Source organism: Streptomyces sp. NPDC021020, assembly GCF_044333285.1.
GTDB lineage: Bacteria > Actinomycetota > Actinomycetes > Streptomycetales > Streptomycetaceae > Actinacidiphila.
This window is the reverse complement of record NZ_JBIRQQ010000009.1, coordinates 254,915-279,809: the sequence shown is the minus strand read 5'-3', so window position 1 is coordinate 279,809 and position 24,895 is coordinate 254,915. Positions and strand designations below refer to the sequence as shown.

The following is a 24,895-nucleotide window of genomic DNA, read 5'->3' as shown; positions in this document are numbered from 1 at the left end:
ACCGGCTCAGGGGGCCAGGGCCGTGTGCAGTCCCTTTTCCCGCAGCAGTTCGAGGAAGGCGGCTGTCTGCTGTTCGTCCAGCGCCTCGACGGGCAGGCCCATGGCCATCTGCGGGGACAGGCGCAACACCCAGAAGTCGCCGACCCGCGAGACGCTCCGAAACGTCGTCCACGTCCGCGAGGTGGCCCGGTCCTCGCCCTGAGTGCGGTATTCCGTGTCCGTCATGGTGACGGTGACCTCCCGGTTCCCCTTCAGGTAGGGCGCCAACTGCCGCCGGACAGAACGCTCGCGCAGCAGGAAGAACCCCCCGCCGAAGAGCATGAGTGCTCCACCGGCCGGGGCGATCCGGGGCACGGCGACGAGCCCGACAACCACCAGAGCAGCCCCCGCTGCCACGAGACCGGAGGTGACGGCCAGTCGCTGGAGGTACCCCTGCCGGGCGCAGGCCCGGTACGAGCGAAGCACTGTCGCCGGTGTGGTGACGAATGTGGTCGTTATCAGCGTCTCGGCCATAGGTGTTCCTGAGTCTGGCGGGGAGGTGGCCACGGAACCCGGTCCGTGGCCGGACTCGAATCCTCCGAGCGGAGCGCCACCGCGGGCGCGCCGCCCCGCGGGGGAAGGTCAGTGGGCCTCGCGCGAGCGGGCCTTGAATGCGGCTTTGCGGGCTGCCTTCGCGGAGCGGCGGTCCGGGTGGAGTTGGCCCATCGCTTCGAGGACGTCCGCGGTGGCGGGGTGGTCGACGCGCCAGGCCGCGTCGAAGAAGCCGTCGTGGCGGGCGACGAGGTCGGCGACCAGCTCGGAGAGGAGTTCATGGTCGTCGCCCGCGGCGAGCTGCGCGGCGAGCGTGTCGACGGTGAGCCAGTAGACCATCTCCGCGTCGGGCGCCGGGACGTCCTGCGCGCCGCTCTCGGTGAGCCAGACGCGGGCGAGCCCGCCGAGCTGGCGGTCGTCGAGGACCTCGCGGATCGCGGGTTCCGCCCCGGCCCCGACGAGGGTGAGGGTCTGCTGGCACATGAGCCGCCGGGAAGGGGCGCCGTCGTCCGTGCCGCGGGCGGCGGCGAGCAGCTCGCGGGCCGCCTCGGCGGGCTTGCGGTCGGCGAGCCAGCCCTCCGCCTCGGCGCGGGCGAGGCGGTCGGGGTAGCCCGCGAGCGCGTCGAGGAGTTCGGCGCCGGGGGCGCCGGCGAGGTCGCCGACGACGGGGGCGGACGCGCCGGCGTCCAGCAGGAGCTGCCGCAGGCCGTAGAGGCCGAGCGGGGTGAGCCGGACGAGCCCGTAGCGGGAGATCTCGTCGGGGTCGAGGTCGTCGCCGGGCTCGGGGAGCCCGGGATCGTCCTCGTCCTCGATGAGGGCGTCGTCGAGCGGCTGGTAGTCGACGAGGCCGGTCGGGGCGAGCAGCCGGAAGTGGTCGTCGAGGCGCAGCATGACCTCGGTGACCTCTTCGAGGACGGCGTCGCTGGGCTGCTCCATCTCGTCGGGCACGACGAGGGAGGCGGCGAGGACGGGCAGCGGTACGGCGCCCTGCACGGACTCGGAGCCGTCGTCGAGGGCGGCGAGCGTGTAGAGGTTGGCCAGCGCGGTGTCGAGGAAGTCGGCCTCCGCCTCCGGGTCCCACTCGGGCAGTTCGCCCTCCTCGGAGTCGTGCAGGCTCTCCAGGTCCGGGGCGGCAGCCTCGGCGAGCGCGGACTCGGCGGTGGCGAGCCAGGCGTCCAGCACGTCCTGCACCTCACCGGCGGCCACGGCGTCCAGGTTCTCCCCCGGCACCGCACGCCCGGCGGCCTCGCCCTGCGGGGTGGACTCCTCGGCCTCCTCCTCGATCTCCAGGGCGAGCAGCCCGGAGTCGACGGCGGCGGCCCACGCCTGCGCGGTCTCGCCGAGCGTGTCGGCTTCCTCCAGGGAGAGCCCCAACTCCCCGGCGGCCACGACGAGATCGGCCTCCAGCAGCTCCCCCGCCGCGTCCACCACGCGCTCGGGCGCGGCCCACCGGGCCAGCCGGAGCGCCCGCTCCAGCAGCGGCACGTCCAGCGCCGACCGGGCGAGGTCGCCCTCGGGAAGCAGCCGCACCGGCGGCAGGACGAAAGGACTTGCGGACATCGGGAAGGCTCCCTCTTCGGCGATCGGCCACATCTGCGGCGGCAACCCGCACCGCTCTGCTCCCCCTCAGCCTAGGGGGTGGCGTGTGGGTCTGCGTGGAGGAAGGAGCGGGGTCCGGTGCGTGCAGCTGCAAGGCGGAGGAGGGAGGCAACGCGGTTGGGGTCCCCCCGGGGCGAAGCCTCAGGGGGAGTTGTCGACCGAGGACAACGCTGGGGGCACCTCCCGCCGAAGGCAGGGGGAAGATGTGCGCACCGGGGCACGCGACGCCGCGCAGACCCACACGCCACCCCCTAGGGGGGTGGGGCCGCGCGGGCGGTGCCGCGCCGCAGGGGCGACGCCGCCCGGAGCCCGGGTGTCAGTGGGTGGCGGCACACTGTCCCTTACGTCCCGCGATCACCGTTCCACCCGGAGGGAGGCCAGTCGTGTTCCGGTTCACCGCACTGCGCCGGTGGTGGCATGCCGCACGCCCGCGCGCCGTCCCGGCACCGCGCGCTCCGGGCCTTGCGTCCGTCGTGCCGCCGGTGGTCACCGGTCCTTCCGGTCCGCTGTCCCAGGGCCCGTTCAACCGCCGTGTCCTGATGCTGGTGGACGTGGTGGACCAGGCGCATCATCGCGAGCTGGCGCAGCAGTTGCTGGAGGAACGCGGCTGGCCGGTACGCCGCGCAGCCGCGGAGGAGCAGCTCGCCACGGCGGCCGGGGACGTCGTCCTGGTCGTCGAGGCCCGGCTGTACGGGGCGGAGCGCGGAGCGGTGCAAGCGGCGGTGCGGCACGTGGAACGGCTGGCCGCGAGCAACAAGGTCGGGATGTGGGTCCAGCAAGCTGCACTCGTCCGCCAGCCGCACCGGAACCAGCCCGTCTACCGGATCCACCGCAGCCCGACATACGGCAGCACGCGTGTGCAACGGCTCACTTCGTGGTGGGTCCGCAACGGCTTCCCGAAGCTGGAGGGCATGCTGAGCGTGCCCGGACGCGCGATGTCCGCGACGGCCGAAGCGGCGCTGGCCACACGCACCCTGGGCGACGAGCGGTACAGCCCCGGCACTCACGTCATCCGCGTACCGCTCGGCGGCCGGGGCGTCACGCGCTTCCCCGACGAGACCGCGCGCAGGCACAAAACCGTGGAACAGTCGGTGCTGTTCGGCCTGGCGGCCTTGGCGCTGCTCGTCGCGGGCATGGCCGCCTACGCGGCGCCGCCTCCGTGGAAGGCGCTGACCCTGCTGCCCGTGTTCGGCCTGGCCGGTCCGCTGGGCAGCGTGATCGTCCCCGAACCACCGGCGCCGCTGCGTCGACCGCGGTCACGGGTCTGGGCGTACGGCCTGGCGGGCAGCGTGCTCATATCGGTGACGGGGTTCGTCGTGGAGCGGCTGGCGCCGGGACCGCCCCGGCAGCAGGTGGTCGCCGTGGCGGTGGTCGTCGTGGGCGGCCTCGTCGGCTGGGGCGTCTGGTTGGCCCTGGCGCACTCGTGGTTCAGCCGCAACGCCAGCTGGATCCTGCCGCTGAGCCTCGCGCCCGCCGCGCTCGTGCTGCCCTGGTTCGGGCACCTGATGTACACCGTCTACCTCGACGAGACCTTCGGCATACCGGCCGGGTCGGTGCCGATGGAGGTCGGCTCGGATTACGTGGTGGCCCTCAAACCGGTGCTGGTCGCCGCGGCCTTCGCGCTGTTCTTCCTGAGCGCCGCCGGATGGGCCCGGCATTTCCACCAGCTCGTCGTCACGCCGCATCTGGTGTGGCTCTTCGTCCCGCTGCTCACCGTGGTCTACGTCGGAACGGCACTCCTGGTGGGCCTCCAGCAGGCCGACAGCGCGGCGAACCGGACCGCGGCGGCGGCCCGCGCGGGCCGCGACCCGGCACCGTACTTCGGTCTCCACGGGCGTCTGATGTGCGTGAAGCCGCTCGCGCCCGACATCCCGGTGTGGGACGGTCCCGTGCCCACCGGCCACGCCGTGCTCACCTTCGGGGGCGACGGGGATCGGCTGTGGGCCTGGGATCCTGACCGGGCCCGGTCCTTCAGCGTGCGGATGGAGGATGTCGCGGTCACCGACCCGCAGGGGCAGGGGGCCGCCTGCGGGCGGTGACGTCCGCCGTCCCTGCGGGTCAGTTGTGGGCGTGGAGGGCCGCGTTCAGGCCGCCCCAGGAGCCGGTGCGGGGGAGGACCTCGACCTTGCCGGTGGTGGAGTTGCGGCGGAAGAGGAGGTTGTCGGCGCCGGACAGTTCGACGGCCTTGGCGATCTCGCCGTCCGGGAGGGTGACGCGGGTGCCGGCGGTGACGTAGAGGCCGGCCTCCACGACGCAGTCGTCGCCCAGCGCGATGCCAAGGCCCGACTCGGCGCCCAGCAGGCAGCGTTCGCCGACCGAGACGATCTGCGTGCCGCCGCCGGACAGCGTGCCCATGATGGACGCGCCGCCGCCGATGTCCGAGCCGTCGCCGATCACGACGCCCTGCGAGATGCGGCCCTCCACCATCGACGAGCCGAGGGTGCCCGCGTTGAAGTTGCAGAAGCCCTCGTGCATCACGGTCGTGCCGGACGCGAGGTGCGCGCCGAGCCGGACGCGGTCGGCGTCGGCGATGCGCACGCCGGACGGGACGACGTAATCCGTCATCCGGGGGAATTTGTCCACGCCGTACACCGACAGGTGCAGGCCCTCGGCGCGGGCCGCGAGCCGGGCAGCCTCCAGCCGCGGCACCGGGACGGGGCCGATCGACGTCCAGGCGACGTTGGCCAGGACGCCGAAGAGCCCTTCCAGATTCTGCTGGTTCGGGCGGACCAGGCGGTGGCTGAGCAGGTGCAGCCGCAGGTACGCGTCGTGCGCGTCGAGGGGCTTGTCGTCGGTGGACGCGATGGCGGTGCGGACGGCGACCACCTCGACGCCGCGGCGCGGGTCGGGGCCCAGCGCGGCGGGCGCCGCGCTCCCCAGGGCCTCGGCGGCCTCGTCCGCGGTCAGCCGCGTGGTGCCCGCGGGGCCCGGCTCCGCGGTGAGCTGCGGAGCGGGGTACCAGGTGTCGAGCACGGTGCCGTCGTCGGCGACGGTCGCAAGTCCGACGCTGAGGGCGCCGGAGGCGCGGAAGTCATTCATACCCCGACGCTAGCGCTTGCCTCCCCCGTCCCCGCACCCGGCCCGCCGCGACCAGCCCCTCCCGGGGCCCGCCCCTCCGCCCCGGGGTGCCTCTTGCGGTGGCGTACGCGACCTTCCGCCGGTGGTGGGCTACGCGCGCAGTTCCCCGCGCCCCCAGGTGATTGCCACTTGGCGTGGCATGCCCTCTTTCCCCCGGTGGGGGCTGAGCGCTCCGTTCTCCCCCAGGCTCCGCCTGGGAGGTGCCCCCACGCGCCCCTGAAAACGCTCACCCTGCGTGGCAAGAGTTCGCTCATGCCGCGCAGGGCAACAAACCAGGGGCGCGGGGAACTGCGCGACAAGCCCCCGCGGCGGGAAGGTCGCGTACGCCACCGCAAGGCGCAGCCCGGAGCGCCCTCACGCCGCGCCGAAGCGGGCGCGGTACGCCGACGGGGAGAGTCCCGTCACCCGGCGGAGCACGTCCCGGAGGTGGGCCGCCGTGCCGAGGCCGGTGCGGCGGGCGACGACGTCGATGCGGGGCTCGCCGCGTTCGATGAGGCGGCAGGCGAGGGCGACGCGCTCGCCGGTGAGCCAGGCGAGCGGCGTGGTGCCGAGCTGCGCGCGGAAGCGGCGGTGGAGGGTCGCGGGGCTGACGGCGGCGCGTGCGGCGAGGTCGGCGACGGTCAGGGGCGCGTCGAGGTGTTCGAGGGCCCACGCGAGGACGGGACCGAGCGAGTGGTCGCGCAGCTCGGGCACGGGGCGCTCGACGAACTGGCGCTGCCCGCCGTCCCGGTGGCCGGGGAAGACGAGCCGCCGGCTCACCGCGTTGGCGACCTCCGCCCCGTGGTCGCGGCGGACCACGTGCAGCCCGAGGTCCAGCGCGGCGGCGCTGCCCGCCGCGGTGAGGATGTCGCCGTCGTCGACGAAGAGCACGTCGGGTTCGAGCCGCACCGCGGGGAAGCGCGCCCGGAAGAGGTGCGCCCAGCGCCAGTGCGCGGTGGCGCGGCGCCCGTCGAGGATGCCGGCCTCGGCCATGGTGAAGGCGCCGCTGCAGAAGCCGACGATCCGGGCCCCGCGGGCGTGCGCGCGGCGTATTGCGTCGAGTACGGCCGCGGGCCGGGGCGCCTCGACGTCGGGCCGGTTGGGGACGATCAGCGTGTCCGCGGTGTCGGCCGCGTCGAGTCCGGCGACGCCGCCGAGCGTGAAGAAGCCGTCCCGCATGCGGGTCTGCGGCCGGGCCGCGCACAGCGCGAAGTCGTAGAGGTCGCGGCCGAGTTCGGGCCTGGGCAGGCCGAAGATCTCGATCGCGCAGCTGAGTTCGAAGGGGTTGGAGTTGTCGTCGACGAGGACGACGACACGGTGCGAGGATCCTTGCGGCATATGCGATTCCTAGCACTGCCGCGGCGGTTCGCGCTGCCCGAGGATGATCGGCATGACGACTGAACCCACCGCCCTGGCCGCCGCCCTCGCCTCCTTCGACGACCTGTGGAGCCCGCGGATCGTCACGCGGGTCAACGACTACGACGTGCGGGTCGCGAAGGTGCGGGGCGTGCACGTGTGGCACGCGCACCACGACACGGACGAGTTCTTCCTGGTCCTGGACGGGGAGTTGAGCATCGCGCTGCGCGAGCCTGCCGGTGAGCGCACGGTGGTGCTGCCCCGGGGGTCGGTCTTCACCGTGCCCCGGGGCGTCGAGCACTGCCCGTCCTCCGCGGAGGGCGCGTCGATCATGGTGCTGGAGCCCACCGGCACGCTCACCGTGGGCGACAGTCACGAGGAGGTGCCGGACCACGTGGACGCCACGACCGGCCACCCCCTCGCGCTCTGACCCGTCACCGCCGAGCGGCCGGCCCGTCAGTACCGCGCGGCCGGCGGCCCGGCCTCCCACGCCGCCGCCTGCTCGGGCCCGGCGCCCAGGACGGCGGAGCGCAGCCAGTGCTCGCCCGCGGGGAGGTGGGCCAGCAGGGTGGGGATCGCGGTGCGGACGGCCAGGACGTTGGTGCCGGGGAGCGCCTCGACGACGTGGCCCTCGCGCGGCGCTGCACCGGGCTCGGGCAGGTCGGCGAGGCCGCTGAGGTCGCCCGCGGGTCCGGCGGCCAGCGCCCGGCCCGGGGTGGTCTCGCGGCGGGTGCCCGTACCGTCGCGGTCGACGGCGAAGCCGCCCTCGGCGGTGTGCAGGGCGCGCCCGTTGCGGATGCGGTGGGTGCGCAGGTGCCAGGGGCCCGCGGCGGTGAGCCAGGTGGTGATCTCGACGTCGGCCCAGGGCCGCCAGGTGCTGCGGACGGTGCCGTCCTCGACGAGGGCCTCGGGCTCCTCGCACGTCTCGCGGACGCGGAAGTGCACGGGCTCGCCCTCGTCGTCGCTGACGGCGAGCACCGAGTCGTACGCCCCGTGGACCAGGCCGAGGTCACCGGCCGGGAGGCTGAAGCCGAAGCGGGTGGAGTAGGCGAACTTGGAGTATTTGGCGGGGCCGCCGCGCGCCCAGGTGTTCTGCTGGAGCCCGCTGAGCAGCGTGACGTCCCCGCCGGAGCGGGAGAGGACCGCGCCCGCGGGCGGCTGGACGAGGGTGCCGGGCAGGTCGTCCGGCAGCGGCTGCTCCTCGGCGGCCCAGAAGGGGTCGGCGGCGGGCAGCGCGAGCGGCAGGAAGGCCTTCATCGCCCAGTACGGCGAGGCGGGCCCGTTGTACTGCTCGGCGACGGCGGGCTGCGGGTAGCCGTAGCCGATGCTGAGCAGCTTGTCGGGCGCGATGCTGCCGGTGCGGTCGCGCCACCAGCGCAGATGCCGCATCAGCAGGCCCTTGACCTCGCCCGCGGGCAGCGCGTCGGAGCCGGAGTAGGCCAGGGCGCCCCAGAAGGAGCCCTGCGCGAAGCGGTAGATGAGGCTGCGCCCGTACGGCACGGCGGAGCCGTCGGCGGCGAACCAGTGCCGGAAGCCCTGGGCGAATTCGCCCGCGCGCTGCCGGAAGCGGGTGGTGCGGGCGGGGTCCTCGTCACCGGCGAGGGCGGCGTAGATGAGGCCGTAGAAGTGCATGGCCCAGGGGATGTAGTAGTCGCGCTGCGGGGTGGGGCCGTCGGCGTACCAGCCGTCGGCGAGCGCGTAGGTCTCCAGCCGGTCCAGGCGGGCGTGCCGGGCGTCGCGGTCGTGGGCGTAGCCGACCCGGTCAAGGCCGAGGGAGACCATGACGGGGAAGAAGTTCCAGTTGTTGTCCGGGGTGCGGGCGTCGAGGAAGCGGGCGAGCCAGGCGCCCGCGCGGTCCTTCTCGGCGCCGCTGAGCGGGTCCCAGAGCTTGTCGGGGGCGAGGGCGAGGGCGAAGCCGAGCGCGGCGGATTCCACCGTGCGCTGGTCGATGTCCCGCGGCTCGCCCCAGTATTCGGGGTGGGCGGGGTCGGTGCCCGCGGCGAGCCCGCGCGCCCACAGGTCCCAGTGCGCGAAGTCGCCGCCGCCCGCGGCGAGCGGGGCCAGGCCCCACAGCGGGCGGGCGTAGCCCTCGAAGTCGGCGGCGGTGTCGGGGTGGTGGGCGATGTTGACGCCGAGCCGGATCCTGGCCCCGCCGGGGCTCGCGTACGGCGGCAGCGCGTCCGCCAGCTCCCGCGCGTAGCCCTGCATCTCCGCCCGCGCGGACGCGCCGCCCGCTCCGCCATCCGTACCGCTGCCCATGGGGACCGCCCTCCCGACGCCGATGTTGCGACAACTTTCGCAACTACTGCCGCGCACGTCAACGCCCCTCCCGCCGCGAGGACCGCGAGGCCGGTGGGCCACAATGGCCGCATGGAGCACGCGATACGGCACAAGGTCCCGGTGTCCGGCGGCAGTTGGGTCACCGTCGAGGTGTACGGGGAGCCGGGCGCGCCCGGTCTGCTCGTACTTCCCGGCGTGATGAGCGACGCGCAGGGCTGGCGGGACGTGGCCGGCGCGCTCACCGCCTGGCCCTCGGTCGCGGTCGTCAACCGGCGCGGCCGCGCCCCGTCCGGGCCGCTGGGCGACGGCTACTCGCTGCGTACCGAGGTCGCCGACCTCGGCGCCGTCCTCGACGCGCTCGGCGAGCCGCGGGCGGTGTTCGGCTGGAGCTACGGGGCGCTCGTCGCGCTGCTGGCCGCCGAGGAGCGCCCGGTCCGGCAGCTGATCGGGTACGAGCCGGTGGTCCGGCCCTTCGGAGCGGACGCGCTGGAGGAGCTGAGGGCCGCGGACGCGGCGGCGGACCTGGACCGGGCGGTCGAGATCGTCAACCGGCGGATCTCCGGTTTCTCCGCGCAGTACGTCGAGGAGCTGCGCGCCGACCGGGCGACCTGGGAGGTGCTGCGCCGCCTCAGCGAGCCGCTGTACGCCGAGATCGCCGCGCTCAACGCCGCGCAGCCGCGGGCCCTGGGCGGGCGGGCGGAGCGCGTCGACCTGATCATCGGCGCGCGCAACCGCGGCCTGGCCCCGTACGGGACCGCCTTCGAGGACGTCCGCTCGCTCGTGCCGGGCGCCGCCGTGCACCAACTGCCCGACCAGGGCCACCTGGCCCATGTCGAGGGCCCGGCGGAGCTGGCGGCCCTGCTCGACACGCTCGCCGGCTGAGGCGGGGCCGCCCACCGCCCACCGCAGGGGTCAGGCGCCGGCCGCATCGGCGCCCGCCCGCCGCCCGGGTCGGGCGAAGGCCCTCGCCGGAGTTCGTCGCCGGCCGCGTCGGCACCCGCCCGCCGCCCGCCGCCCGGGTCAGGGGAAGGACTTCGCGAGCAGCCCGTACGCCAGCTCCGCCTCCGCCGTGGCCTGCGCGAGGGCGTCGGCGGCCCGCTCCCCCGCGAGCATCCGCTCCAGGTTGCGTACCGTCAGGGCCCGCTGGACCGCGAGGGCCTGGCCCGCGAGCACGCGCGGCACGACCTCCCCCGACGGGTCGTCGCCCTCCGCCGCGCCCAGGGCCTCGGCGAGCGCCTGCGCGAGGCTGTCCTCGCTGCGGATCCACTGCTCCATCAGCCGCAGCTTCAGGCTGGGCGCCTCCGTGACCATGCGCTGGAAGCCCAGGAACTGCGGGTAGTCGGCGAGCCCGGTGTTGGGGTCGGAGGCGGCCAGGCCCGCGAGGAAGTGCCGCCGCAACGCGGCCACCGGCGGTTCGCCGGGCCGCCGGGACCTGACGACGCGGGCGGGCTCGTCCACATGGTCCCGCAGCGGGTGGAAGACCAGGTCCTCCTTGGTCGGGAAGTAGTTGAAGACGGTCTTCTTCGACACCTCGGCGGCCGCGGCGACATCCGCGACGGAGACCCGGTCGAAGCCGTCCCGCAGGAAGAGCGCGACCGCCGTCTCGGAGATGCGCTCGCCCGTCCGCAGCTTCTTGCGCTCCCGCAGCCCCAGTTCGTCAGCCATGGCCGGATTCTACCAAGAATGTTCGCCCCGGTTGACTATTACACTCACTACAAAGATTGCCTTCGAGCATTTTTACACCTAGTGTAATTCGCATGGGAGACAAGAACACCTGGGCCCCCGTGTACGACGGGCCGGTCCTGCTGATGAACACCCGCCAGGTCAAGCTGGTGGGCGCGGCCGCCATCACCGTCCTGCTGCTGGCCATCCTGGACATCAACATCGTGTCCGCCGTGGCGTGGAAGACCGTCGCCGATCTCGACCCGGTCCACGGCATCGCCGCGCTGCCCTGGCTGACCTCGTGCTACGCCCTCGCCGACTGCATCGTGGTACCCCTCTACGGCAGGCTCGCCGACGAGTACGGCAGCAAGCCGCTGCTGCTCGTCGCGCTGGGGCTCTTCACCGCCGGCTCGCTCGGCTGCGGCGTCTCGCAAACGCTCACCGAGCTGATCGCCGCCCGCACCGTGCAGGGGCTCGGCGCGGGCGGGCTCACCGCCATCACCCTCGTCCTGACCGGCACCCTCTTCGACGACCGCGACGACGACGGCGATCCGGACCGTACGGTCAAACCGTCCAACGCCGTCGGGGTCGGCGCGGCGGTCATGTTCGGCATCGGCATGGCCCTCGGGCCGACGCTCGGCGGGCTGATCTCCGACAGCCTGAACTGGCACTGGGTCTTCCTGGTCAACCTGCCCGTCGCGGCAGCGGCGTTCGCGGTCTTCGCACTGGCCCTGCGGCTGCCGGAGCGCCCGGTGCGCCGCCGGATCGACTTCCTCGGCGCCGCGCTGCTCGGCGGCTTCGGCGCGTGCGCGCTGCTCGTGGCCCAGTGGGGCGGCAGCCGCTACGCCTGGTCGTCGGCGCCGGTCGCGGCGCTGGGCGCGGGTGCGGTGCTCCTCGCGGGCTGCTTCGTGTGGCGCAGCCTCGTCGCGCCGGAGCCGCTCGTCTCGCTCACCCTGCTGCGCAACCCCGTCTTCCGGATGATGATGCCCGTCTCGCTCGTCGCGGGGGTCGGTGTCGCGGGCGGCCTGTTCTACGTCAACGGCTATCTGCAGATCGGCCGCGGTCTGAGCACCGGACGCGCCGGCCTGCTGACCGCGTGCATCGCCGCCGGGGTGCTGGCGTCCGTGCCGGTGGCCAAGGCCATCGTCGACACGCTGGGCAAGTTCAAGTATCTGCTGGTCGCGGCGGGCCTCTTCGAGGCCGTGGTGCTCATTGCCTTCGGCCGGATAGGGACGGGCACCAGCTACTGGCTGATCGGCGCGGGCTGCTTCGTGCTCGGCATCGGGATCGGGCAGTCACTCGGCCTGGGCCTGCAGTACATGCAGAGTTCCGTGGACCCGGCGGACCTCGGGGTCGCGACGGGGTCCCTGCGGTTCGCCCAGCAGCTGGGGACGTCGTTCGGGTTCGCGCTGTACGGAGCGATCGTTGCCCACGAGGGTGTTCACGGTGCCGCTGCTTCGGCGAGGGCTGGCGCGGAGCCCGCCGCCGCGGCGGTGTTCGTCCACGCCACGAACGTGGTCTTCGCCGTGGCCGGCGTCCTCTGCCTGGCGGCAGGCCTGATGGCCCTGGCCATCCGCGAGCGCGGGGCGCCCCGTAGGGGCGCGGGGAACTGCGCGAGCAACCCACCACCGGCCGGTGGTCCGGCACGAACCGAACTGCCCCTTCGGGCCGGTGACGACCCGCACCCCGGTGGGGGCTGAGCGCGCAGTTCCCCGCGCCCCTGATGAGCACCGCCCTGCGCAGAGGGCAGCTCAGACGTTGAAGCCCAGGGCACGCAACTGCTCGCGGCCGTCGTCGGTGATCTTCTCGGGGCCCCACGGCGGCATCCAGACCCAGTTGATCTTCAGGTCGGAGACGATGCCCTCCGTCGCCGTCTGGGCCTGCTCCTCGATCACGTCGGTGAGCGGGCAGGCCGCGGACGTGAGGGTCATGTCCAGGGTGGCGACGTTGGAGTCGTCGACGTGGATGCCGTAGATGAGGCCCAGGTTGACGACGTCGATGCCCAGCTCGGGGTCGACGACGTCGTACAGCGCCTCGCGGATCTCTTCCTCGGAGGCCGGCTTCAGCGCGACCTCGGTGCCGTCAGTCATGCGGTCTCCTCGGGGGTGGTGCCGGACAGCGCCTGCGCCGTCGCGTCCTTCCAGGCCATCCAGCTCAGCAGCGCGCACTTGACCCGCGCCGGGTATTTCGAGACGCCGGCGAACGCGACCGCGTCCTCCAGCACCTCCTCCATCGCCTCGTCGGGCTCGATCTGGCCGCGGGACTGCATCAGCTCCAGGAAGGTCTCCTGGATCTTCCGCGCCTCGGCCAGCTCCTTGCCGACCAGCAGGTCGTTGAGGACGGACGCGCTGGCCTGGCTGATGGAGCAGCCCTGGCCCTCGTACGAGACGTCGCCGACGACCTCGCCGTCCATCCGCACCCGCAGGGTGATCTCGTCCCCGCAGGTCGGGTTGACGTGGTGCACCTCGGCCTGGCCTTCGCGCAGGCCGCGCCCGTGCGGGTGCTTGTAGTGGTCCAGGATCACGTCCTGGTACATCGAGTCCAGCTTCACAGCAGCACCGCCATCACCCGAAGAAGTTCCTGACCTGCTCCAGCCCGTCGACCAGAGCGTCGACCTCGGCCGGGGTGGAGTACAGATAGAACGACGCTCGCGTGGTCGCGGGAATTCCGTACCGCAGGCAGACCGGGCGCGCGCAGTGGTGGCCGACCCGGACGGCGATGCCCTGCTCGTCGAGCACCTGGCCCACGTCGTGCGGGTGGATGTCGCCGAGCGTGAAGGAGAGCGCCGAGCCCCGGTCCTGCGCGGTGTCGGGGCCGATGATCCGCAGCGTCGGGACGTCGCGCAGCCGCTCCAGCGCGTATTCGGTGAGCGCGTGCTCGTGCGCGGCGATCTTGTCCATGCCGATCGCGGTGAGGTAGTCCACGGCCGCGCCGAGCCCGATGGCCTGGGCGATCGGCGGGGTGCCGGCCTCGAACTTGTGCGGCGCGGGCGCGTAGGTGGAGGAGTGCATCGAGACGGTCTCGATCATCTCGCCGCCGCCGAGGAAGGGCGGCAGGTCCTCCAGCAGCTCCTGGCGGCCCCACAGCACACCGATGCCGGTCGGGCCGACCATCTTGTGGCCGGTGAAGGCCACGAAGTCGGCGCCGAGCGCCTGCACGTCCAGCACCATGTGCGGGGCGGCCTGCGAGGCGTCGATGAGCACCAGCGCGCCGACGTCCTGGGCGCGGCGCACGATGGCCTCGACCGGGTTGACGGTGCCGAGGATGTTGGACACCAGCACGAAGGAGACGATCTTCGTCTTCTCGGTGATGACCTGCTCGATGTCGGACAGGTCGAGGCGGCCGTCGTCGGTGAGCCCGAACCACTTCAGCGTCGCGCCGGTGCGCTGCGAGAGCAGCTGCCACGGGACGATGTTGGAGTGGTGCTCCATCTCGGTGATGACGATCTCGGTGTCCCGGTCGACCCGGTACGGCTCGTCCGCCCAGCCGAGCATGTTCGCGACCAGGTTGAGCGACTCCGAGGCGTTCTTGGTGAAGATCACCTCGTCGCGGCTGGGCGCGTTGACGAACGCGGCGACCTTGTCGCGCGCGCCCTCGTACAGCGCGGTGGCCTCCTCGGCGAGCACGTGCACACCGCGGTGGACGTTGGCGTTGGAACGCTCGTAGTACGCGTTCAGCACGTCGAGGACCTGGCGCGGCTTCTGCGAGGTCGCCGCGTTGTCCAGGTAGACGAGCTTCTTGCCGTCGTGGACGACCCGGTCGAGGGCGGGGAAGTCCTTGCGGATCGCCTCGGTGTCCAGGAGGCCGGGCAGGGGCCGCCGGGTCGGCGGGGGGAGTGTCACGCGGAAGCGCCGCCCTTCACGTAGGACTCGTAGCCCTCTTCCTCCAGCTTGTCGGCCAGCTCGGCGCCGCCCGACTCGGCGATGCGGCCGGCGGCGAAGACGTGGACGAAGTCGGGCTTGATGTACCGCAGGATGCGCGTGTAGTGGGTGATCAGCAGGGTGCCGACCTCGCCGGACTCGCGGACCCGGTTGACGCCCTCGGAGACGATGCGCAGCGCGTCGACGTCCAGGCCGGAGTCGGTCTCGTCGAGGATCGCGATGTGCGGCTTGAGCAGCTCCAGCTGGAGGATCTCGTGCCGCTTCTTCTCACCGCCGGAGAAGCCCTCGTTGACGTTGCGCTCGGCGAAGGAGGGGTCCATCTGGAGCCGCTCCATCGTCTCCTTGACCTCCTTGACCCAGGTGCGCAGCTTGGGGGCCTCGCCGCGGATGGCGGTCGCGGAGGTGCGCAGGAAGTTGGAGACGGAGACGCCGGGGATCTCGACCGGGTACTGCATGGCCAGGAAGAGGCCGGCCCGGGCGCGCTCGTCGACGCTCATCGCGAGGACGTCCTCGCCGTCGAGCGTGACGGTGCCGCCGGTGATCGTGTACTTGGGGTGGCCCGCGAGCGAGTACGCGAGGGTGGACTTGCCGGAGCCGTTGGGACCCATGATCGCGTGGGTCTCGCCCTGCTTCACGGTCAGGTCGACGCCCCTGAGGATCTCCTTGGTGGAGTTGTCGGCCTCGACGGTGACGTGCAGGTCGTGGATTTCAAGCGTGGCCATGGGTGACTCAGGACTCCTGGGTGACGGAGACGAGCACGTCGTCCCCAACGATCTTGACGGGGTATACGGGCACGGGCCGCGTGGCGGGCAGCCCGGAGGGGCGGCCGGTGCGCAGGTCGAAACGGGACCCGTGCAGCCAGCACTCGATCTGGCAGTCCTCGACCTCGCCCTCGGAGAGCGAGACGTTGGCGTGCGAGCAGATGTCGTAGATGGCGAAGACGTCGCCGCCGGTGGAGACGACGGACACCGGGGTGCCGTCGACCTCGACCCGGCGGGGGGTGTCCTCCTCCAGCTCGGCGAGCTTGCAGACGGCGACGTACGCGTCGGTGGTGGTCATCCGACGGACGCCTCCAGCTCCGCGTCGATCTTCGCCATCAGCCGCTCCTCCAGATCGGCCAGGCCGATCTGCTGGACCAGCTCGCCGAAGAAGCCGCGCACCACCAGGCGGCGCGCCTCCTGGGTGGGGATGCCGCGGGACTGCAGGTAGAAGAGCTGCTCGTCGTCGAAGCGGCCGGTCGCGGAGGCGTGACCGGCGCCGACGATCTCGCCGGTCTCGATCTCCAGGTTCGGCACCGAGTCGACGCGGGCGCCGTCGGTGAGGACCAGGTTGCGGTTGAGCTCGTAGGTGTCGGTGCCCTCGGCGGCGGCCCGGATGAGCACGTCGCCGATCCACACCGCGTGCGCGTCCTGGCCCTGGAGGGCGCCCTTGTAGGCGACGTCGGAGCGGCAGTGCGGGGTGTCGTGGTCGATGAAGAGCCGGTGCTCCTGGTGCTGGCCCTTGTCGGTGAAGTACAGCCCGTACAGCTCGGCCTCGCCGCCGGGGGCGCCGTAGACGACCCGCGGGTGGAGGCGGACCAGGTCGCCGCCGAAGGTCACGACGACCGACTTGAAGCCGGCGTCGCGGCCGACGAGCGCGGTGTGCTGGGCGACGTGCACGGCGGTGTCGGCCCAGTCCTGCACGGACACCACGGTGAGCTTGGCGCCGTCGCCGATCAGGTACTCGACGTTGCCGGCGAAGGTGGTGTCGCCGGTGTGGTCGATGACGACGACGGCCTCGGCGAAGGCGCCGACCTCGACGACCTGGTGGCCGAAGACCGTGCCGCCCTCGCCGTGGACGGCGATCCTGACCGGCTCGGTCAGGATCGTGTCCTTGGGGATGCTGACGACCGAGGCCTTCTCGAAGGAGCTGAACGCCTGCGCGGCGACCCGGTCGACGGGCTTGCCCGCCCGCCCGACCCGCGGGTCGGTGCGGTCCACGGTCTGCACGGTGACGCCTTCCGGCGCCGTCACCTCGACGCGCAGGGCGCCGGTGGCCTCGGCGGTGCCGTCGTGCAGCCCGCGCAGCCGTTCCAGCGGAGTGAAGCGCCACTCCTCCTCGCGTCCGTGCGGCACCGGGAAGTCGGCCACGTCGTAGGACGGGGCCGCGCTGACCCGGGCGTCGGCGGGCTGTCCCACCGTGATGGCACCGTCCGTGGTGCTGCCCGCAGGGGTGATGTCAGCCATGGCTAGTCGTACAGCTCTCTTTCGGGAGGAACTCGGGAACGTCGTCGGGTACGGGGGCGGGCCGGCGGTCAGCCGACGGCGCCCTCCATCTGCAGCTCGATCAGCCGGTTCAGCTCCAGGGCGTACTCCATGGGCAGCTCCTTCGCGATCGGCTCGACGAAGCCGCGCACGATCATCGCCATGGCCTCGAACTCGGTCAGGCCGCGGCTCATGAGGTAGAAGAGCTGGTCGTCGGAGACCTTGGAGACGGTCGCCTCGTGGCCCATCGACACGTCGTCCTCGCGGACGTCGACGTACGGGTAGGTGTCGGAGCGCGAGACGGTGTCGATCAGCAGCGCGTCGCACAGCACGTTGGACTTCGATCCGGCCGAGCCCTCACCGATCTCGATGAGGCCGCGGTAGGAGGTGCGGCCGCCGCCGCGCGCCACCGACTTCGACACGATGTTGGACGACGTGTTGGGCGCCATGTGCACCATCTTGGCGCCGGCGTCCTGGTGCTGCCCCTCGCCGGCGAACGCGATGGACAGCGTCTCGCCCTTGGCGTGCTCGCCCATCAGGTAGACGGCCGGGTACTTCATGGTGACCTTGGAGCCGATGTTGCCGTCGACCCACTCCATGGTGGCGCCCTCGTACGCGACGGCGCGCTTGGTCACCAGGTTGTAGACGTTGTTCGACCAGTTCTGGATCGTCGTGTAGCGGCAGCGGCCGCCCTTCTTGACGATGATCTCCACGACGGCCGAGTGCAGCGAGTCGGACTTGTAGATCGGCGCGGTGCAGCCCTCGACGTAGTGGACGTACGCGTCCTCGTCGACGATGATCAGCGTCCGCTCGAACTGGCCCATGTTCTCGGTGTTGATACGGAAGTAGGCCTGCAGCGGGATGTCGACGTGCACGCCCTTGGGGACGTAGATGAACGACCCGCCGGACCACACCGCGGTGTTCAGCGACGCGAACTTGTTGTCACCGGCCGGGATGACCGTGCCGAAGTACTCCTGGAAGAGCTCCGGGTGCTCGCGCAGCGCGGTGTCGGTGTCCAGGAAGATGACGCCCTGGCTCTCCAGGTCCTCACGGATCTGGTGGTAGACGACCTCGGACTCGTACTGCGCGGCGACACCGGCGACCAGGCGCTGCTTCTCCGCCTCCGGGATGCCGAGCTTGTCGTAGGTGTTCTTGATGTCCTCCGGCAGGTCCTCCCAGGACTCGGCCTGCTTCTCGGTGGACCGCACGAAGTACTTGATGTTGTCGAAGTCGATGCCCGACAGGTCCGAGCCCCAGGTCGGCATGGGCTTCTTGCCGAACAGCCGCAGGCCCTTGAGCCGCAGCTTCAGCATCCACTCCGGCTCACTCTTCTTCCCGGAGATGTCCCGGACCACGTCCTCGGACAGGCCGCGGCGCGCGGACGCGCCCGCGACGTCGGAGTCGGCCCAGCCGTACTCGTAGTTGCCGATGCCTTCCAGCTCCGGGTGAGTGGTCTCCGTGGGAGCAGTCATGCGGGGTTCCTCCCGGACGTGCGGGCTGTTGCCTGATCGGTGGGTGTGGTGCTGCGGGGCACCTGCGGGGCCTTGGGCACGAAGGTCGTGCACACGCCGTCGCCGTGGGCGATGGTGGCGAGCCGCTGGACATGGGTCCCGAGCAGCCGGGAGAAGACCTCGGCCTCCGCCTCGCACAGCTCGGGGAACTGCTCGGCCGTATGGGCGACCGGGCAGTGGTGCTGGCACAGCTGCTCCCCGGCGGGGCCGGAGTCGCTGTTGGTCGCGGCCGTGGTGGCCGCGTAGCCGTCCGCGGACAGCGCGCGGGCCAGCGCCCGGGTGCGGTCCTCGGGCGCCGCGGCCTCGACGGCGGCGCGGTAGCGCTCGGCCTGCGCGGCGACGCGGGCGCGGGCGAAGGCCGACACCGCGGCCTGCCCCTCGGTCCCGCCGCCGGCGGTCTCGGCGATCCAGCGCAGCGCGTCGGCCGCGAGGGCGTCGTAGGCCTGGTCGAAGGCGTCCCGGCCGCAGTCGGTCAGCGCGAAGCTCCTGGCCGGGCGGCCGCGGCCGCGCTGGCCGTAGACCCGCTGCTCGCGGGGCTCCACCACGTTCTCCGCGACGAGCGCGTCGAGGTGGCGGCGGACGGCGGCCTGGGTGAGGCCCAGCCGCTCCGCGAGGTCGGCCGCGGTGGAAGGTCCGTGGTCCAGGATGGACCGGGCGACCCGGTTGCGGGTGCGCCGCTCCCCGGTCGTCTGCTCCTCCGCCGCCCCGTGAGCGGCACCACCGACGTATTTCACAAACACATTGTTGCGTAATTCGTCAGGCCCGGGCAAGCCGCCTCGGCGCCACCCACGGTGTGCTGCGTCACTTAGGGTTACCTAATTACGCCCCGCGGCCCGATCCGCTTCCCCGCCTCCCTAGACTCGTCCCATGCGAAACGCGTCCGGGGTCCCTGCTGTCGAGGTGGCCGGTCTGGTCAAGCGGTACGGGGCCAAGGCCGCGGTCGACGGGCTCGACCTCACCGTGCCGCGCGGCAGCGTGACCGCCGTACTCGGTCCCAACGGGGCGGGCAAGACCACCACCGTCGAGATGTGCGAAGGCTACCGCCGCCCGGACTCCGGAAGCGTACGCGTCCTCGGTCTTGACCCCGTCACCGAGGGGGCGGCGCTGCGGCCGCGGATCGGGGTGATGCTCCAGTCCGGCGGCGTCTACCCCGGCGCCCGCGCCGAGGAGATGCTGCGGCACACCGCCTCCCTGCACGCCCATCCGGTGGACCCGGCGCTGCTCATCGAGCGGCTCGGCCTGGAATCCTGCGGCCGCACCGCCTACCGGCGGCTGTCCGGCGGGCAGCAGCAGCGGCTCGCGCTCGCCATGGCCGTCGTCGGCCGCCCCGAGCTGGTCTTCCTCGACGAGCCCACCGCGGGCTTGGACCCGCAGGCCCGGCGGGCCACCTGGGATCTGGTGCGCGAGCTGCGCGCCGACGGCGTGAGCGTCGTACTGACCACCCACTTCATGGACGAGGCCGAGCAGCTCGCCGACCAGGTCGTCATCATCGACGCCGGCCGCGCGATAGCCCGCGGCACCCCCGAGGAGCTGTGCCGCGGCGGCGCCGAGGGCACCCTGCGCTTCACCGGCCGCCCCGGCCTGGACCTCGCCTCGCTGCTCAAGGCGCTGCCCGCCGACAGCGCCGCCGCCGAGCTGGGCCCCGGCAGCTACCGCATCGAGGGCAGGGTCGACCCGCAGCTGCTGGCCACCGTCACCTCGTGGTGCGCCCAGCACGGCGTCCTGCCGGAGGGGCTCGCGGTGGAGCGGCGCACCCTGGAGGACGTCTTCTTGGAACTGACCGGCAGGGAGCTGCGCGGATGACCGCCACCACGAGCACCACGGACACCGCGCCGGACGCCCCGCACGCCGGCATGTTCGCGCCCCGGCCCGGCCCGGCCGGCACCGCCGCGATGATCCGCGCGCAAGCCCTGCTGGAGACGAGGATGCTGCTGCGCAACGGCGAGCAGCTGCTGCTCACCGTCGTGATCCCGGCGCTGCTGCTGCTCGTCTTCAGCTCCGTCGACATCGTCGACACCGGCGCGGGCAAGTCCGTCGACTTCCTCGCCCCCGGCGTCCTCGCGCTCGCCGTGCTCTCCACCGCCTTCACCGGCCAGGCCATCGCCACCGGCTTCGAGCGCCGCTACGGGGTGCTCAAGCGGCTCGGCGCCTCGCCGCTGCCGCGCTGGGCGCTGCTGACCGCCAAGACCTGCTCGGTGCTGGTCACCGAGCTGCTCCAGGTCGTGCTGCTGGTCGTGATCGCCTTCGCCCTCGGCTGGTCCCCGCACGGCAACCCGCTCGCGGTGCTCGTCCTGCTGCTGCTCGGCACCGCCGCCTTCTCCGGACTCGGGCTGCTGATGGCGGGCACGCTGCGCGCGGAGGCGACGCTCGCCGCCGCCAACCTGGTCTTCCTGCTGCTGCTCATCGGCGGCGGGGTGATCGTGCCGATGGACAAGTTCTCCGGCCCCGTACGGGACGTACTCCAGCTGCTGCCCGTGTCCGCCCTGTCCGACGGCCTGCGCGACGTCCTGCGGGACGGCGCCGCGATGCCCTGGGCGGACCTCGGCATCCTCGCCGTGTGGGCGGCGGTCGGGCTGGCCGCGGCGAGCCGCTTCTTCCGCTGGGAGTAGCCCCCTCACGGGCGCCGCGGGCCCCCTCGTGAAAACGCGCACAAGGAGGCGCCTACGATGGCTCCGTGCCGAAGCTGCCCGAAATCGCGCGAAACCCGCTCGCCTTCATCGCCGCCAGGTGGACCCCGGACCCCGTGACGGTCCGCCGGGCGACCCTGGCCGCCCTGGTGATGTCCGTGGTCATCGTGATCACCGGCGGCGCGGTCCGGCTGACCGCCTCCGGCCTGGGCTGCCCGACCTGGCCCACCTGCAGCGGCGACAGCCTGCTCGGCACCCGCGAGATGGGCATCCACCACGCCATCGAGATCAGCAACCGCATGCTGACGTACGTGCTGTGCGCCGCGGTCGGCTGGGCGATCATCGCCATCCGCGCGATGGAGCGGCACCGCACCGGCCTCTACCGGCTGGCGTGGGCGCAGTTCTGGGTCGTGGTCGGCAACGCGGTGTGGGGCGGCCTGACCGTCCTCACCAAGCTCAACCCGTACGTCGTCTCGCTGCACTTCCTGCTCACCGTGGCCCTCATCACCGTCGCGGTGCTGACCTGGCAGCGCGTCGCGGAGGGCGACGCCTCCCCGCGCCCGCTGGTCGGCAAGCCGGTGCGCCAGCTGGGCCTGGTGCTCGCGTGCGCGTCCGCGGTGCTCATCGCGGTGGGCACGCTGGTGACGGGCGCGGGCCCGCACCCGGGCGACTCCAGCGGCAAGTACAAGCTCCAGCGCATCGAGGTCGACTGGAAGACCATCGCCCAGCTGCACGCGGACTTCGCCTGGATCGTCGTCGGCCTGACGATCGCCCTCTGGTTCGTCCTGCGCGCGGTCGACGCCCCGCGCGGCCCCCAGCGCCGCGTGACCGAACTCTTCGCCGTCCTCATGGCCCAGGGCGTCATCGGCTACGTCCAGTACTTCACCCACCTCCCGGCGGCCCTCGTCGACCTCCACATGTTCGGCGCGAGCCTCGTGTGGATCGCCGTCCTCCGCGTCCTCCTCGCCATGCGCGAACGCCCGGATTTCGAACCGGGAGAGGCCCCACAGCCCGCCGCGAAGCCCGCAGAGGCCGAGCCAAGCCTCCTCGGCTGAGGCACAGCGCCCCGCAGGGGCGCGGGGAACTGCGCGCCCAGCCACGACGGCGAGAAGGCCGCGCGACCAGCGCAAGAGGCACCCCGGAGCGCACGCCGTGAGCCGCAGCCGCAGCCGCAGGCGAACCCTCACGCGGCGGGCAAGCCGAAGACGCGCCGCGCGTTCCCAGCCCCCACCAGCGCGGCAACGCGATACGCGTCGGACGCGGACCACTCCCCCGCGGCCACCCGCGCAGCGGCAAACCCCTCCAGCGCCGCCCGGAACCCCCGCGCCGCCGCGACGTACAGCTCGGCCAGCCCCACCGCGCCGCCGGCATACAGCACCTTGCCGAAGGGCGCCCGCGAGAGCACGGGCCCCGGGTCCCCGCCGACCCCCACGTACACATGAGCCAGCTCCCCCGCGAGCCGCGCGGCCGCGGCCTCGTGCGCAGGCCCGGGCCCGGGCAGCAGCACGACGTCCGCGCCCTCCCCGCAGGTGGCCCGTAGAAAGGCGGTGGCCGCGCCCGGCCCCTCCTGGCGGTGCCGCAACAGGAGGGGCAGGCCCTCCGCGACCGCCTGCCACGCGAGGTGCCGCAGCAGTACGGGGTCGGCCGGCCGCGAGCCCACCCGGCGGGAGCCGAGCCAGCGCGCGGCGGCGTACCGCAGCTCCGCGGGCCCCGGCGGCCTGCCGCCCAGCTCCTCCGCCGCGCACGCGAACCCCACCGCGCCGCCCAGCGCGGCGCCGTGCACGGACTCGGCGAGATTGGCCAGAAAGCCCCCTGCCGTCCCGGAGGTGTCGGCAACCTGTTGGGCCAGCTGCTCCAGCCGCACGATCTCGTACGCGGCCGCGCCGCCCGCCGCCGCCATCGCCCCGGGCGCCACCAGCTCACCGGGCTCCCCGGTGTCGACCAGGTACGCGCCGACGCCCGTGCCGCGCAGCAGCCGCCGTACGGACTCGTACGCGCCCAGCTCGCGGCGCCTGGCCAGATAGCGCGCCGGGGCGCAGTGCGGTTCGAGGCCCAGCAGCGGCGGGCACCAGCGGCGTACCGCGAAGCCGGCGGGGCTGTCGAAGAGCGTGGTGTGCGGCGCGGCGGTGCCCGGCAGCCATGCCTCGAAGGCGCCGATGCCGAGGTCCCCGGGGTGCACCCCGTGGCCGTACGCGTCCACCAGGTGCCCGGCCACCCGCCGCCCCCCTCGCCGTCCGCCCGCCGTCACGACCCGGTCATGGTCCGTGCGGCACGTGACAGCGTCAGGTGTGGGACCCGCCGCCGATCTGAATTCCGGCCATCCTTCGCCACTCGTACGGGCCGGTCTTCACGCGGCCCGCGAGTTCACCCCCGAAATCCTCCGCGAGGGTGAGGCCGGCGGCGTTCACCGCGTCGCGGGCGGTGTCGTAGCCGGGGGCGACGAGGTCGCCCCAGGCGCCGTCCTGCCCGACCAGCACGATGCGGGCGCCCCGGGCGCCGATGTATTCGACGGTGGCCTCGGCCCCGCCGTGCCGTCGCGCGAAGCGCGCTGCTTGCCGGGCGAGCCGCCCGGTCCCCTTGCTCTCAGCCATGAGGCTCATGCTACTCGCGGGTAGCTATTCCCGGCCTCCCCCTGCGCAGGGGGGGCACACCAGGGGCGCGTGGGGGTACCTCCCAGGCGAAGCTCTGGGGGAGAACGGAGCGAGCAACCCCCCACCGGCCGGTGGTCCGGAACGGACCGAACTGCCCCTTTCGGCCGGTGACGACGTGCACCACGATGGTGGGCTGAGCGCGCAGTTCCCCGCGCCCCAAAAAACGCTCACCCGGCGGCGCAGCCGCAGCCCCACGCGGCGCAGCCGCAAACCCCCCGCGGCAGCGGGAGAGCTCAGTGCAGGAAGGGGTCCACCGCCACCGCGACGAAGAGCAGCGTGGCGTACGTGATCGACCAGTGGAAGAGCCGCATCTCCTTGAGCTTCGGGCCCGTCACCCCGGCCTTCGCCCGCGCGTGCAGCGCGTGCGCCTCCTTCAGCCAGAAGCCGCCCAGCAGGGCCGCGACCACGGGGTAGAACCAGGACGTCTCGCCGAGCGGCCACCACAGGGTGAGCGAGGTCAGGACCATGACCCAGCTGTAGAGGACGATCTGCCGGGCCACCACCTGGTTGCCCGCGACCACCGGGAGCATCGGGACGCCCACCCGCTCGTAGTCGTCCTTGACCTTCATGGACAGCGGCCAGTAGTGCGGCGGCGTCCAGAAGAAGAGGACGAGGAAGAGGACGAAGGGCGCCCAGCCGAGCTCGTTGCGGACTGCGGACCAGCCGATGAAGACCTGGAGGCACCCGGCGACCCCGCCCCACACGATGTTCTGGGCGGTGCGGCGCTTGAGGCCGAGGGTGTAGACGAAGACGTAGTAGAGGATCGCGGTGAGCGACAGGCCCGCGGACAGCGGGTTGACGAGGACCGCGAACCACACCGTGGAGACCACGGAGAGGGCGATGCCGAAGACCAGCCCCTCGCGCGGCGAGACGAGCCCGGTGACCAGCGGACGCTGCTCGGTGCGGTGCATCAGCGCGTCGATGTCGCGGTCGATGTACATGTTGAGCGCGTTGGCGCCGCCCGCGGACAGGTAGCCGCCGATCATGGTGGCGACGACCAGCCACAGGTCGGGCACGCCGCCCGCGGCCAGGAACATGACCGGAACCGTCGTGATGAGCAGCAGCTCGATGATCCGCGGTTTCGTCAGTGCCACGAAGCCCATGACACGGGCCGCCAGCGGCCGATGCACGGGGCCTGTCGCGATGACCCCCGCGGGTCGGGTTTCGACGGCCGTCACGAACACCCCAAGGAGATGAGTCCAGCAGGCCGGCGGACACCTGGCCCCGCCTGCTGCGCCAGCGGGCCGGCCACGGTGCGGCCTGCGCGTACCACGCCACTCTAGACGTAGGGAATACCCCGGCTGCTTCCGGGGTCGGTCGTGTTGCCGGGCCCGGCTCCCGGCGCCCGGACGAGGACCGCTATCGGGCGTTCATCCGCTGTTGTCCGGCGTTCGTACGTGGTCCCTACGCCGTTCAACCGGGGCATATGAGCCGCCACCGGGATTCGGGAGGCGAACTCGGACGTACGGGGGCAGGATCGAATTGGTGAGCGCGCTC

General features: G+C 72.8%; 24 protein-coding genes. 7 read left to right on the top strand and 17 right to left on the bottom strand.

Annotated elements, in window-relative coordinates:
* Positions 1-6 precede the first annotated feature (6 nt).
* Together ACH4SL_RS27250 and ACH4SL_RS27245 are read right to left on the bottom strand one after the other, a co-directional pair.
* Positions 7-513, bottom strand: a complete 507-nt coding sequence (locus ACH4SL_RS27250) for a hypothetical protein (RefSeq protein WP_398450118.1) — start codon at positions 511-513, stop codon at positions 7-9.
* Positions 514-621: 108 nt separating this feature from the next.
* Positions 622-2,091 carry a hypothetical protein gene (locus ACH4SL_RS27245; protein WP_398450116.1) on the bottom strand — a complete coding sequence of 490 codons (1,470 nt, stop codon included), beginning with the start codon at positions 2,089-2,091 and terminating at the stop codon, positions 622-624.
* A 422-nt stretch (positions 2,092-2,513) separates the two neighbouring features.
* Here ACH4SL_RS27245 and ACH4SL_RS27240 point away from each other — a divergent pair, with 422 nt between their 5' ends.
* A complete protein-coding gene (locus ACH4SL_RS27240) occupies positions 2,514-4,169 on the top strand; it encodes a hypothetical protein (RefSeq protein WP_398450114.1) in 1,656 nt (551 codons plus the stop codon).
* 19 nt (positions 4,170-4,188) lie between these two features.
* Here ACH4SL_RS27240 and dapD read toward each other — a convergent pair whose 3' ends face one another.
* Entirely contained in the window at positions 4,189-5,169 is a 981-nt protein-coding gene (dapD, locus tag ACH4SL_RS27235) for a 2,3,4,5-tetrahydropyridine-2,6-dicarboxylate N-succinyltransferase (RefSeq protein WP_398450112.1), read from the bottom strand.
* Positions 5,170-5,562: 393 nt separating this feature from the next.
* A complete protein-coding gene (locus ACH4SL_RS27230; RefSeq protein ID WP_398450110.1) occupies positions 5,563-6,525 on the bottom strand; it encodes a helix-turn-helix domain-containing protein in 963 nt (320 codons plus the stop codon).
* Positions 6,526-6,577: 52 nt separating this feature from the next.
* On the opposite strand from ACH4SL_RS27230, the gene ACH4SL_RS27225 reads away from it, so the two are divergent.
* Entirely contained in the window at positions 6,578-6,973 is a 396-nt protein-coding gene (locus ACH4SL_RS27225; RefSeq protein ID WP_398450108.1) for a cupin domain-containing protein, read from the top strand.
* A 26-nt stretch (positions 6,974-6,999) separates the two neighbouring features.
* On the opposite strand, the gene ACH4SL_RS27220 is transcribed toward ACH4SL_RS27225, so the two are convergent.
* Positions 7,000-8,802: a DUF2264 domain-containing protein gene (locus tag ACH4SL_RS27220; RefSeq protein ID WP_398450106.1), complete on the bottom strand. Its 1,803-nt coding sequence runs from the start codon at positions 8,800-8,802 to the stop codon at positions 7,000-7,002.
* Between the two features lie 111 nt (positions 8,803-8,913).
* Here ACH4SL_RS27220 and ACH4SL_RS27215 point away from each other — a divergent pair, with 111 nt between their 5' ends.
* On the top strand, positions 8,914-9,705 hold the full coding sequence (locus ACH4SL_RS27215; RefSeq protein WP_398450104.1) for an alpha/beta fold hydrolase: 792 nt from the start codon (positions 8,914-8,916) through the stop codon (positions 9,703-9,705).
* A 138-nt stretch (positions 9,706-9,843) separates the two neighbouring features.
* On the opposite strand, the gene ACH4SL_RS27210 is transcribed toward ACH4SL_RS27215, so the two are convergent.
* Positions 9,844-10,488 (bottom strand): TetR/AcrR family transcriptional regulator, encoded by a 645-nt coding sequence (locus ACH4SL_RS27210; protein WP_398450102.1) that lies wholly within the window; start codon positions 10,486-10,488, stop codon positions 9,844-9,846.
* A 92-nt stretch (positions 10,489-10,580) separates the two neighbouring features.
* On the opposite strand from ACH4SL_RS27210, the gene ACH4SL_RS27205 reads away from it, so the two are divergent.
* The gene (locus tag ACH4SL_RS27205) at positions 10,581-12,185 is read left to right on the top strand and encodes an MFS transporter (protein ID WP_398450100.1); all 1,605 of its coding nucleotides are present in this window, start codon (positions 10,581-10,583) and stop codon (positions 12,183-12,185) included.
* Between the two features lie 51 nt (positions 12,186-12,236).
* On the opposite strand, the gene ACH4SL_RS27200 is transcribed toward ACH4SL_RS27205, so the two are convergent.
* From ACH4SL_RS27200 to ACH4SL_RS27165, 8 genes are all read right to left on the bottom strand, one after another.
* Complete coding sequence (locus tag ACH4SL_RS27200) at positions 12,237-12,575, bottom strand: metal-sulfur cluster assembly factor (RefSeq protein WP_398450098.1); 339 nt, start codon at positions 12,573-12,575, stop codon at positions 12,237-12,239.
* On the bottom strand, positions 12,572-13,036 hold the full coding sequence (gene sufU, locus ACH4SL_RS27195; protein ID WP_398450096.1) for a Fe-S cluster assembly sulfur transfer protein SufU: 465 nt from the start codon (positions 13,034-13,036) through the stop codon (positions 12,572-12,574). Before sufU ends, ACH4SL_RS27200 begins: the two co-directional genes overlap by 4 nt.
* A gap of 13 nt (positions 13,037-13,049) precedes the next feature.
* Positions 13,050-14,297, bottom strand: a complete 1,248-nt coding sequence (locus ACH4SL_RS27190) for a cysteine desulfurase (RefSeq protein ID WP_398450340.1) — start codon at positions 14,295-14,297, stop codon at positions 13,050-13,052.
* A 26-nt stretch (positions 14,298-14,323) separates the two neighbouring features.
* Positions 14,324-15,088: a Fe-S cluster assembly ATPase SufC gene (gene sufC, locus ACH4SL_RS27185; RefSeq protein WP_398450094.1), complete on the bottom strand. Its 765-nt coding sequence runs from the start codon at positions 15,086-15,088 to the stop codon at positions 14,324-14,326.
* 7 nt (positions 15,089-15,095) lie between these two features.
* Entirely contained in the window at positions 15,096-15,425 is a 330-nt protein-coding gene (locus ACH4SL_RS27180) for a non-heme iron oxygenase ferredoxin subunit (protein ID WP_398450092.1), read from the bottom strand.
* Positions 15,422-16,591 (bottom strand): Fe-S cluster assembly protein SufD, encoded by a 1,170-nt coding sequence (sufD, locus tag ACH4SL_RS27175; RefSeq protein ID WP_398450090.1) that lies wholly within the window; start codon positions 16,589-16,591, stop codon positions 15,422-15,424. Before sufD ends, ACH4SL_RS27180 begins: the two co-directional genes overlap by 4 nt.
* A 68-nt stretch (positions 16,592-16,659) precedes the next feature.
* Positions 16,660-18,081 (bottom strand): Fe-S cluster assembly protein SufB, encoded by a 1,422-nt coding sequence (sufB, locus tag ACH4SL_RS27170; RefSeq protein WP_398450088.1) that lies wholly within the window; start codon positions 18,079-18,081, stop codon positions 16,660-16,662.
* Entirely contained in the window at positions 18,078-18,854 is a 777-nt protein-coding gene (locus tag ACH4SL_RS27165; RefSeq protein WP_398450086.1) for a helix-turn-helix transcriptional regulator, read from the bottom strand. The genes sufB and ACH4SL_RS27165 overlap by 4 nt, the downstream gene beginning before the upstream one ends.
* 133 nt (positions 18,855-18,987) lie before the next feature.
* Here ACH4SL_RS27165 and ACH4SL_RS27160 point away from each other — a divergent pair, with 133 nt between their 5' ends.
* The 3 genes from ACH4SL_RS27160 to ACH4SL_RS27150 all read left to right on the top strand — a co-directional run bounded on the left by ACH4SL_RS27160 (position 18,988) and on the right by ACH4SL_RS27150 (position 21,802).
* Positions 18,988-19,923: an ABC transporter ATP-binding protein gene (locus ACH4SL_RS27160; protein WP_398450084.1), complete on the top strand. Its 936-nt coding sequence runs from the start codon at positions 18,988-18,990 to the stop codon at positions 19,921-19,923.
* Positions 19,920-20,729, top strand: coding sequence for an ABC transporter permease (locus ACH4SL_RS27155; RefSeq protein ID WP_398450082.1), 810 nt, complete (start codon positions 19,920-19,922; stop codon positions 20,727-20,729). The genes ACH4SL_RS27160 and ACH4SL_RS27155 overlap by 4 nt, the downstream gene beginning before the upstream one ends.
* A 65-nt stretch (positions 20,730-20,794) precedes the next feature.
* On the top strand, positions 20,795-21,802 hold the full coding sequence (locus ACH4SL_RS27150) for a heme A synthase (protein ID WP_398450080.1): 1,008 nt from the start codon (positions 20,795-20,797) through the stop codon (positions 21,800-21,802).
* A gap of 128 nt (positions 21,803-21,930) precedes the next feature.
* On the opposite strand, the gene ACH4SL_RS27145 is transcribed toward ACH4SL_RS27150, so the two are convergent.
* The 3 genes from ACH4SL_RS27145 to ACH4SL_RS27135 form a co-directional block, all read right to left on the bottom strand.
* Positions 21,931-22,962 (bottom strand): amidohydrolase, encoded by a 1,032-nt coding sequence (locus ACH4SL_RS27145; RefSeq protein WP_398450078.1) that lies wholly within the window; start codon positions 22,960-22,962, stop codon positions 21,931-21,933.
* Positions 22,963-23,029: 67 nt separating this feature from the next.
* Complete coding sequence (locus ACH4SL_RS27140; RefSeq protein ID WP_398450076.1) at positions 23,030-23,338, bottom strand: hypothetical protein; 309 nt, start codon at positions 23,336-23,338, stop codon at positions 23,030-23,032.
* A 293-nt stretch (positions 23,339-23,631) separates the two neighbouring features.
* Positions 23,632-24,576: a heme o synthase gene (locus tag ACH4SL_RS27135; protein WP_398450074.1), complete on the bottom strand. Its 945-nt coding sequence runs from the start codon at positions 24,574-24,576 to the stop codon at positions 23,632-23,634.
* Positions 24,577-24,895 lie beyond the last annotated feature (319 nt).

What these genes read in the sequence shown, in the direction of transcription:
- ACH4SL_RS27250 (WP_398450118.1), bottom strand. Translation starts at nt 513, where the DNA reads ATGGCCGAGACGCTGATAACGACCACATTCGTCACCACACCGGCGACA.
- ACH4SL_RS27245 (WP_398450116.1), bottom strand. Translation starts at nt 2,091, where the DNA reads ATGTCCGCAAGTCCTTTCGTCCTGCCGCCGGTGCGGCTGCTTCCCGAG.
- dapD (WP_398450112.1), bottom strand. Translation starts at nt 5,169, where the DNA reads ATGAATGACTTCCGCGCCTCCGGCGCCCTCAGCGTCGGACTTGCGACC.
- ACH4SL_RS27230 (WP_398450110.1), bottom strand. Translation starts at nt 6,525, where the DNA reads ATGCCGCAAGGATCCTCGCACCGTGTCGTCGTCCTCGTCGACGACAAC.
- ACH4SL_RS27225 (WP_398450108.1), top strand. Translation starts at nt 6,578, where the DNA reads ATGACGACTGAACCCACCGCCCTGGCCGCCGCCCTCGCCTCCTTCGAC.
- ACH4SL_RS27220 (WP_398450106.1), bottom strand. Translation starts at nt 8,802, where the DNA reads ATGGGCAGCGGTACGGATGGCGGAGCGGGCGGCGCGTCCGCGCGGGCG.
- ACH4SL_RS27215 (WP_398450104.1), top strand. Translation starts at nt 8,914, where the DNA reads ATGGAGCACGCGATACGGCACAAGGTCCCGGTGTCCGGCGGCAGTTGG.
- ACH4SL_RS27210 (WP_398450102.1), bottom strand. Translation starts at nt 10,488, where the DNA reads ATGGCTGACGAACTGGGGCTGCGGGAGCGCAAGAAGCTGCGGACGGGC.
- ACH4SL_RS27205 (WP_398450100.1), top strand. Translation starts at nt 10,581, where the DNA reads ATGGGAGACAAGAACACCTGGGCCCCCGTGTACGACGGGCCGGTCCTG.
- ACH4SL_RS27200 (WP_398450098.1), bottom strand. Translation starts at nt 12,575, where the DNA reads ATGACTGACGGCACCGAGGTCGCGCTGAAGCCGGCCTCCGAGGAAGAG.
- sufC (WP_398450094.1), bottom strand. Translation starts at nt 15,088, where the DNA reads ATGGCCACGCTTGAAATCCACGACCTGCACGTCACCGTCGAGGCCGAC.
- ACH4SL_RS27180 (WP_398450092.1), bottom strand. Translation starts at nt 15,425, where the DNA reads ATGACCACCACCGACGCGTACGTCGCCGTCTGCAAGCTCGCCGAGCTG.
- sufD (WP_398450090.1), bottom strand. Translation starts at nt 16,591, where the DNA reads ATGGCTGACATCACCCCTGCGGGCAGCACCACGGACGGTGCCATCACG.
- sufB (WP_398450088.1), bottom strand. Translation starts at nt 18,081, where the DNA reads ATGACTGCTCCCACGGAGACCACTCACCCGGAGCTGGAAGGCATCGGC.
- ACH4SL_RS27160 (WP_398450084.1), top strand. Translation starts at nt 18,988, where the DNA reads ATGCGAAACGCGTCCGGGGTCCCTGCTGTCGAGGTGGCCGGTCTGGTC.
- ACH4SL_RS27155 (WP_398450082.1), top strand. Translation starts at nt 19,920, where the DNA reads ATGACCGCCACCACGAGCACCACGGACACCGCGCCGGACGCCCCGCAC.
- ACH4SL_RS27140 (WP_398450076.1), bottom strand. Translation starts at nt 23,338, where the DNA reads ATGGCTGAGAGCAAGGGGACCGGGCGGCTCGCCCGGCAAGCAGCGCGC.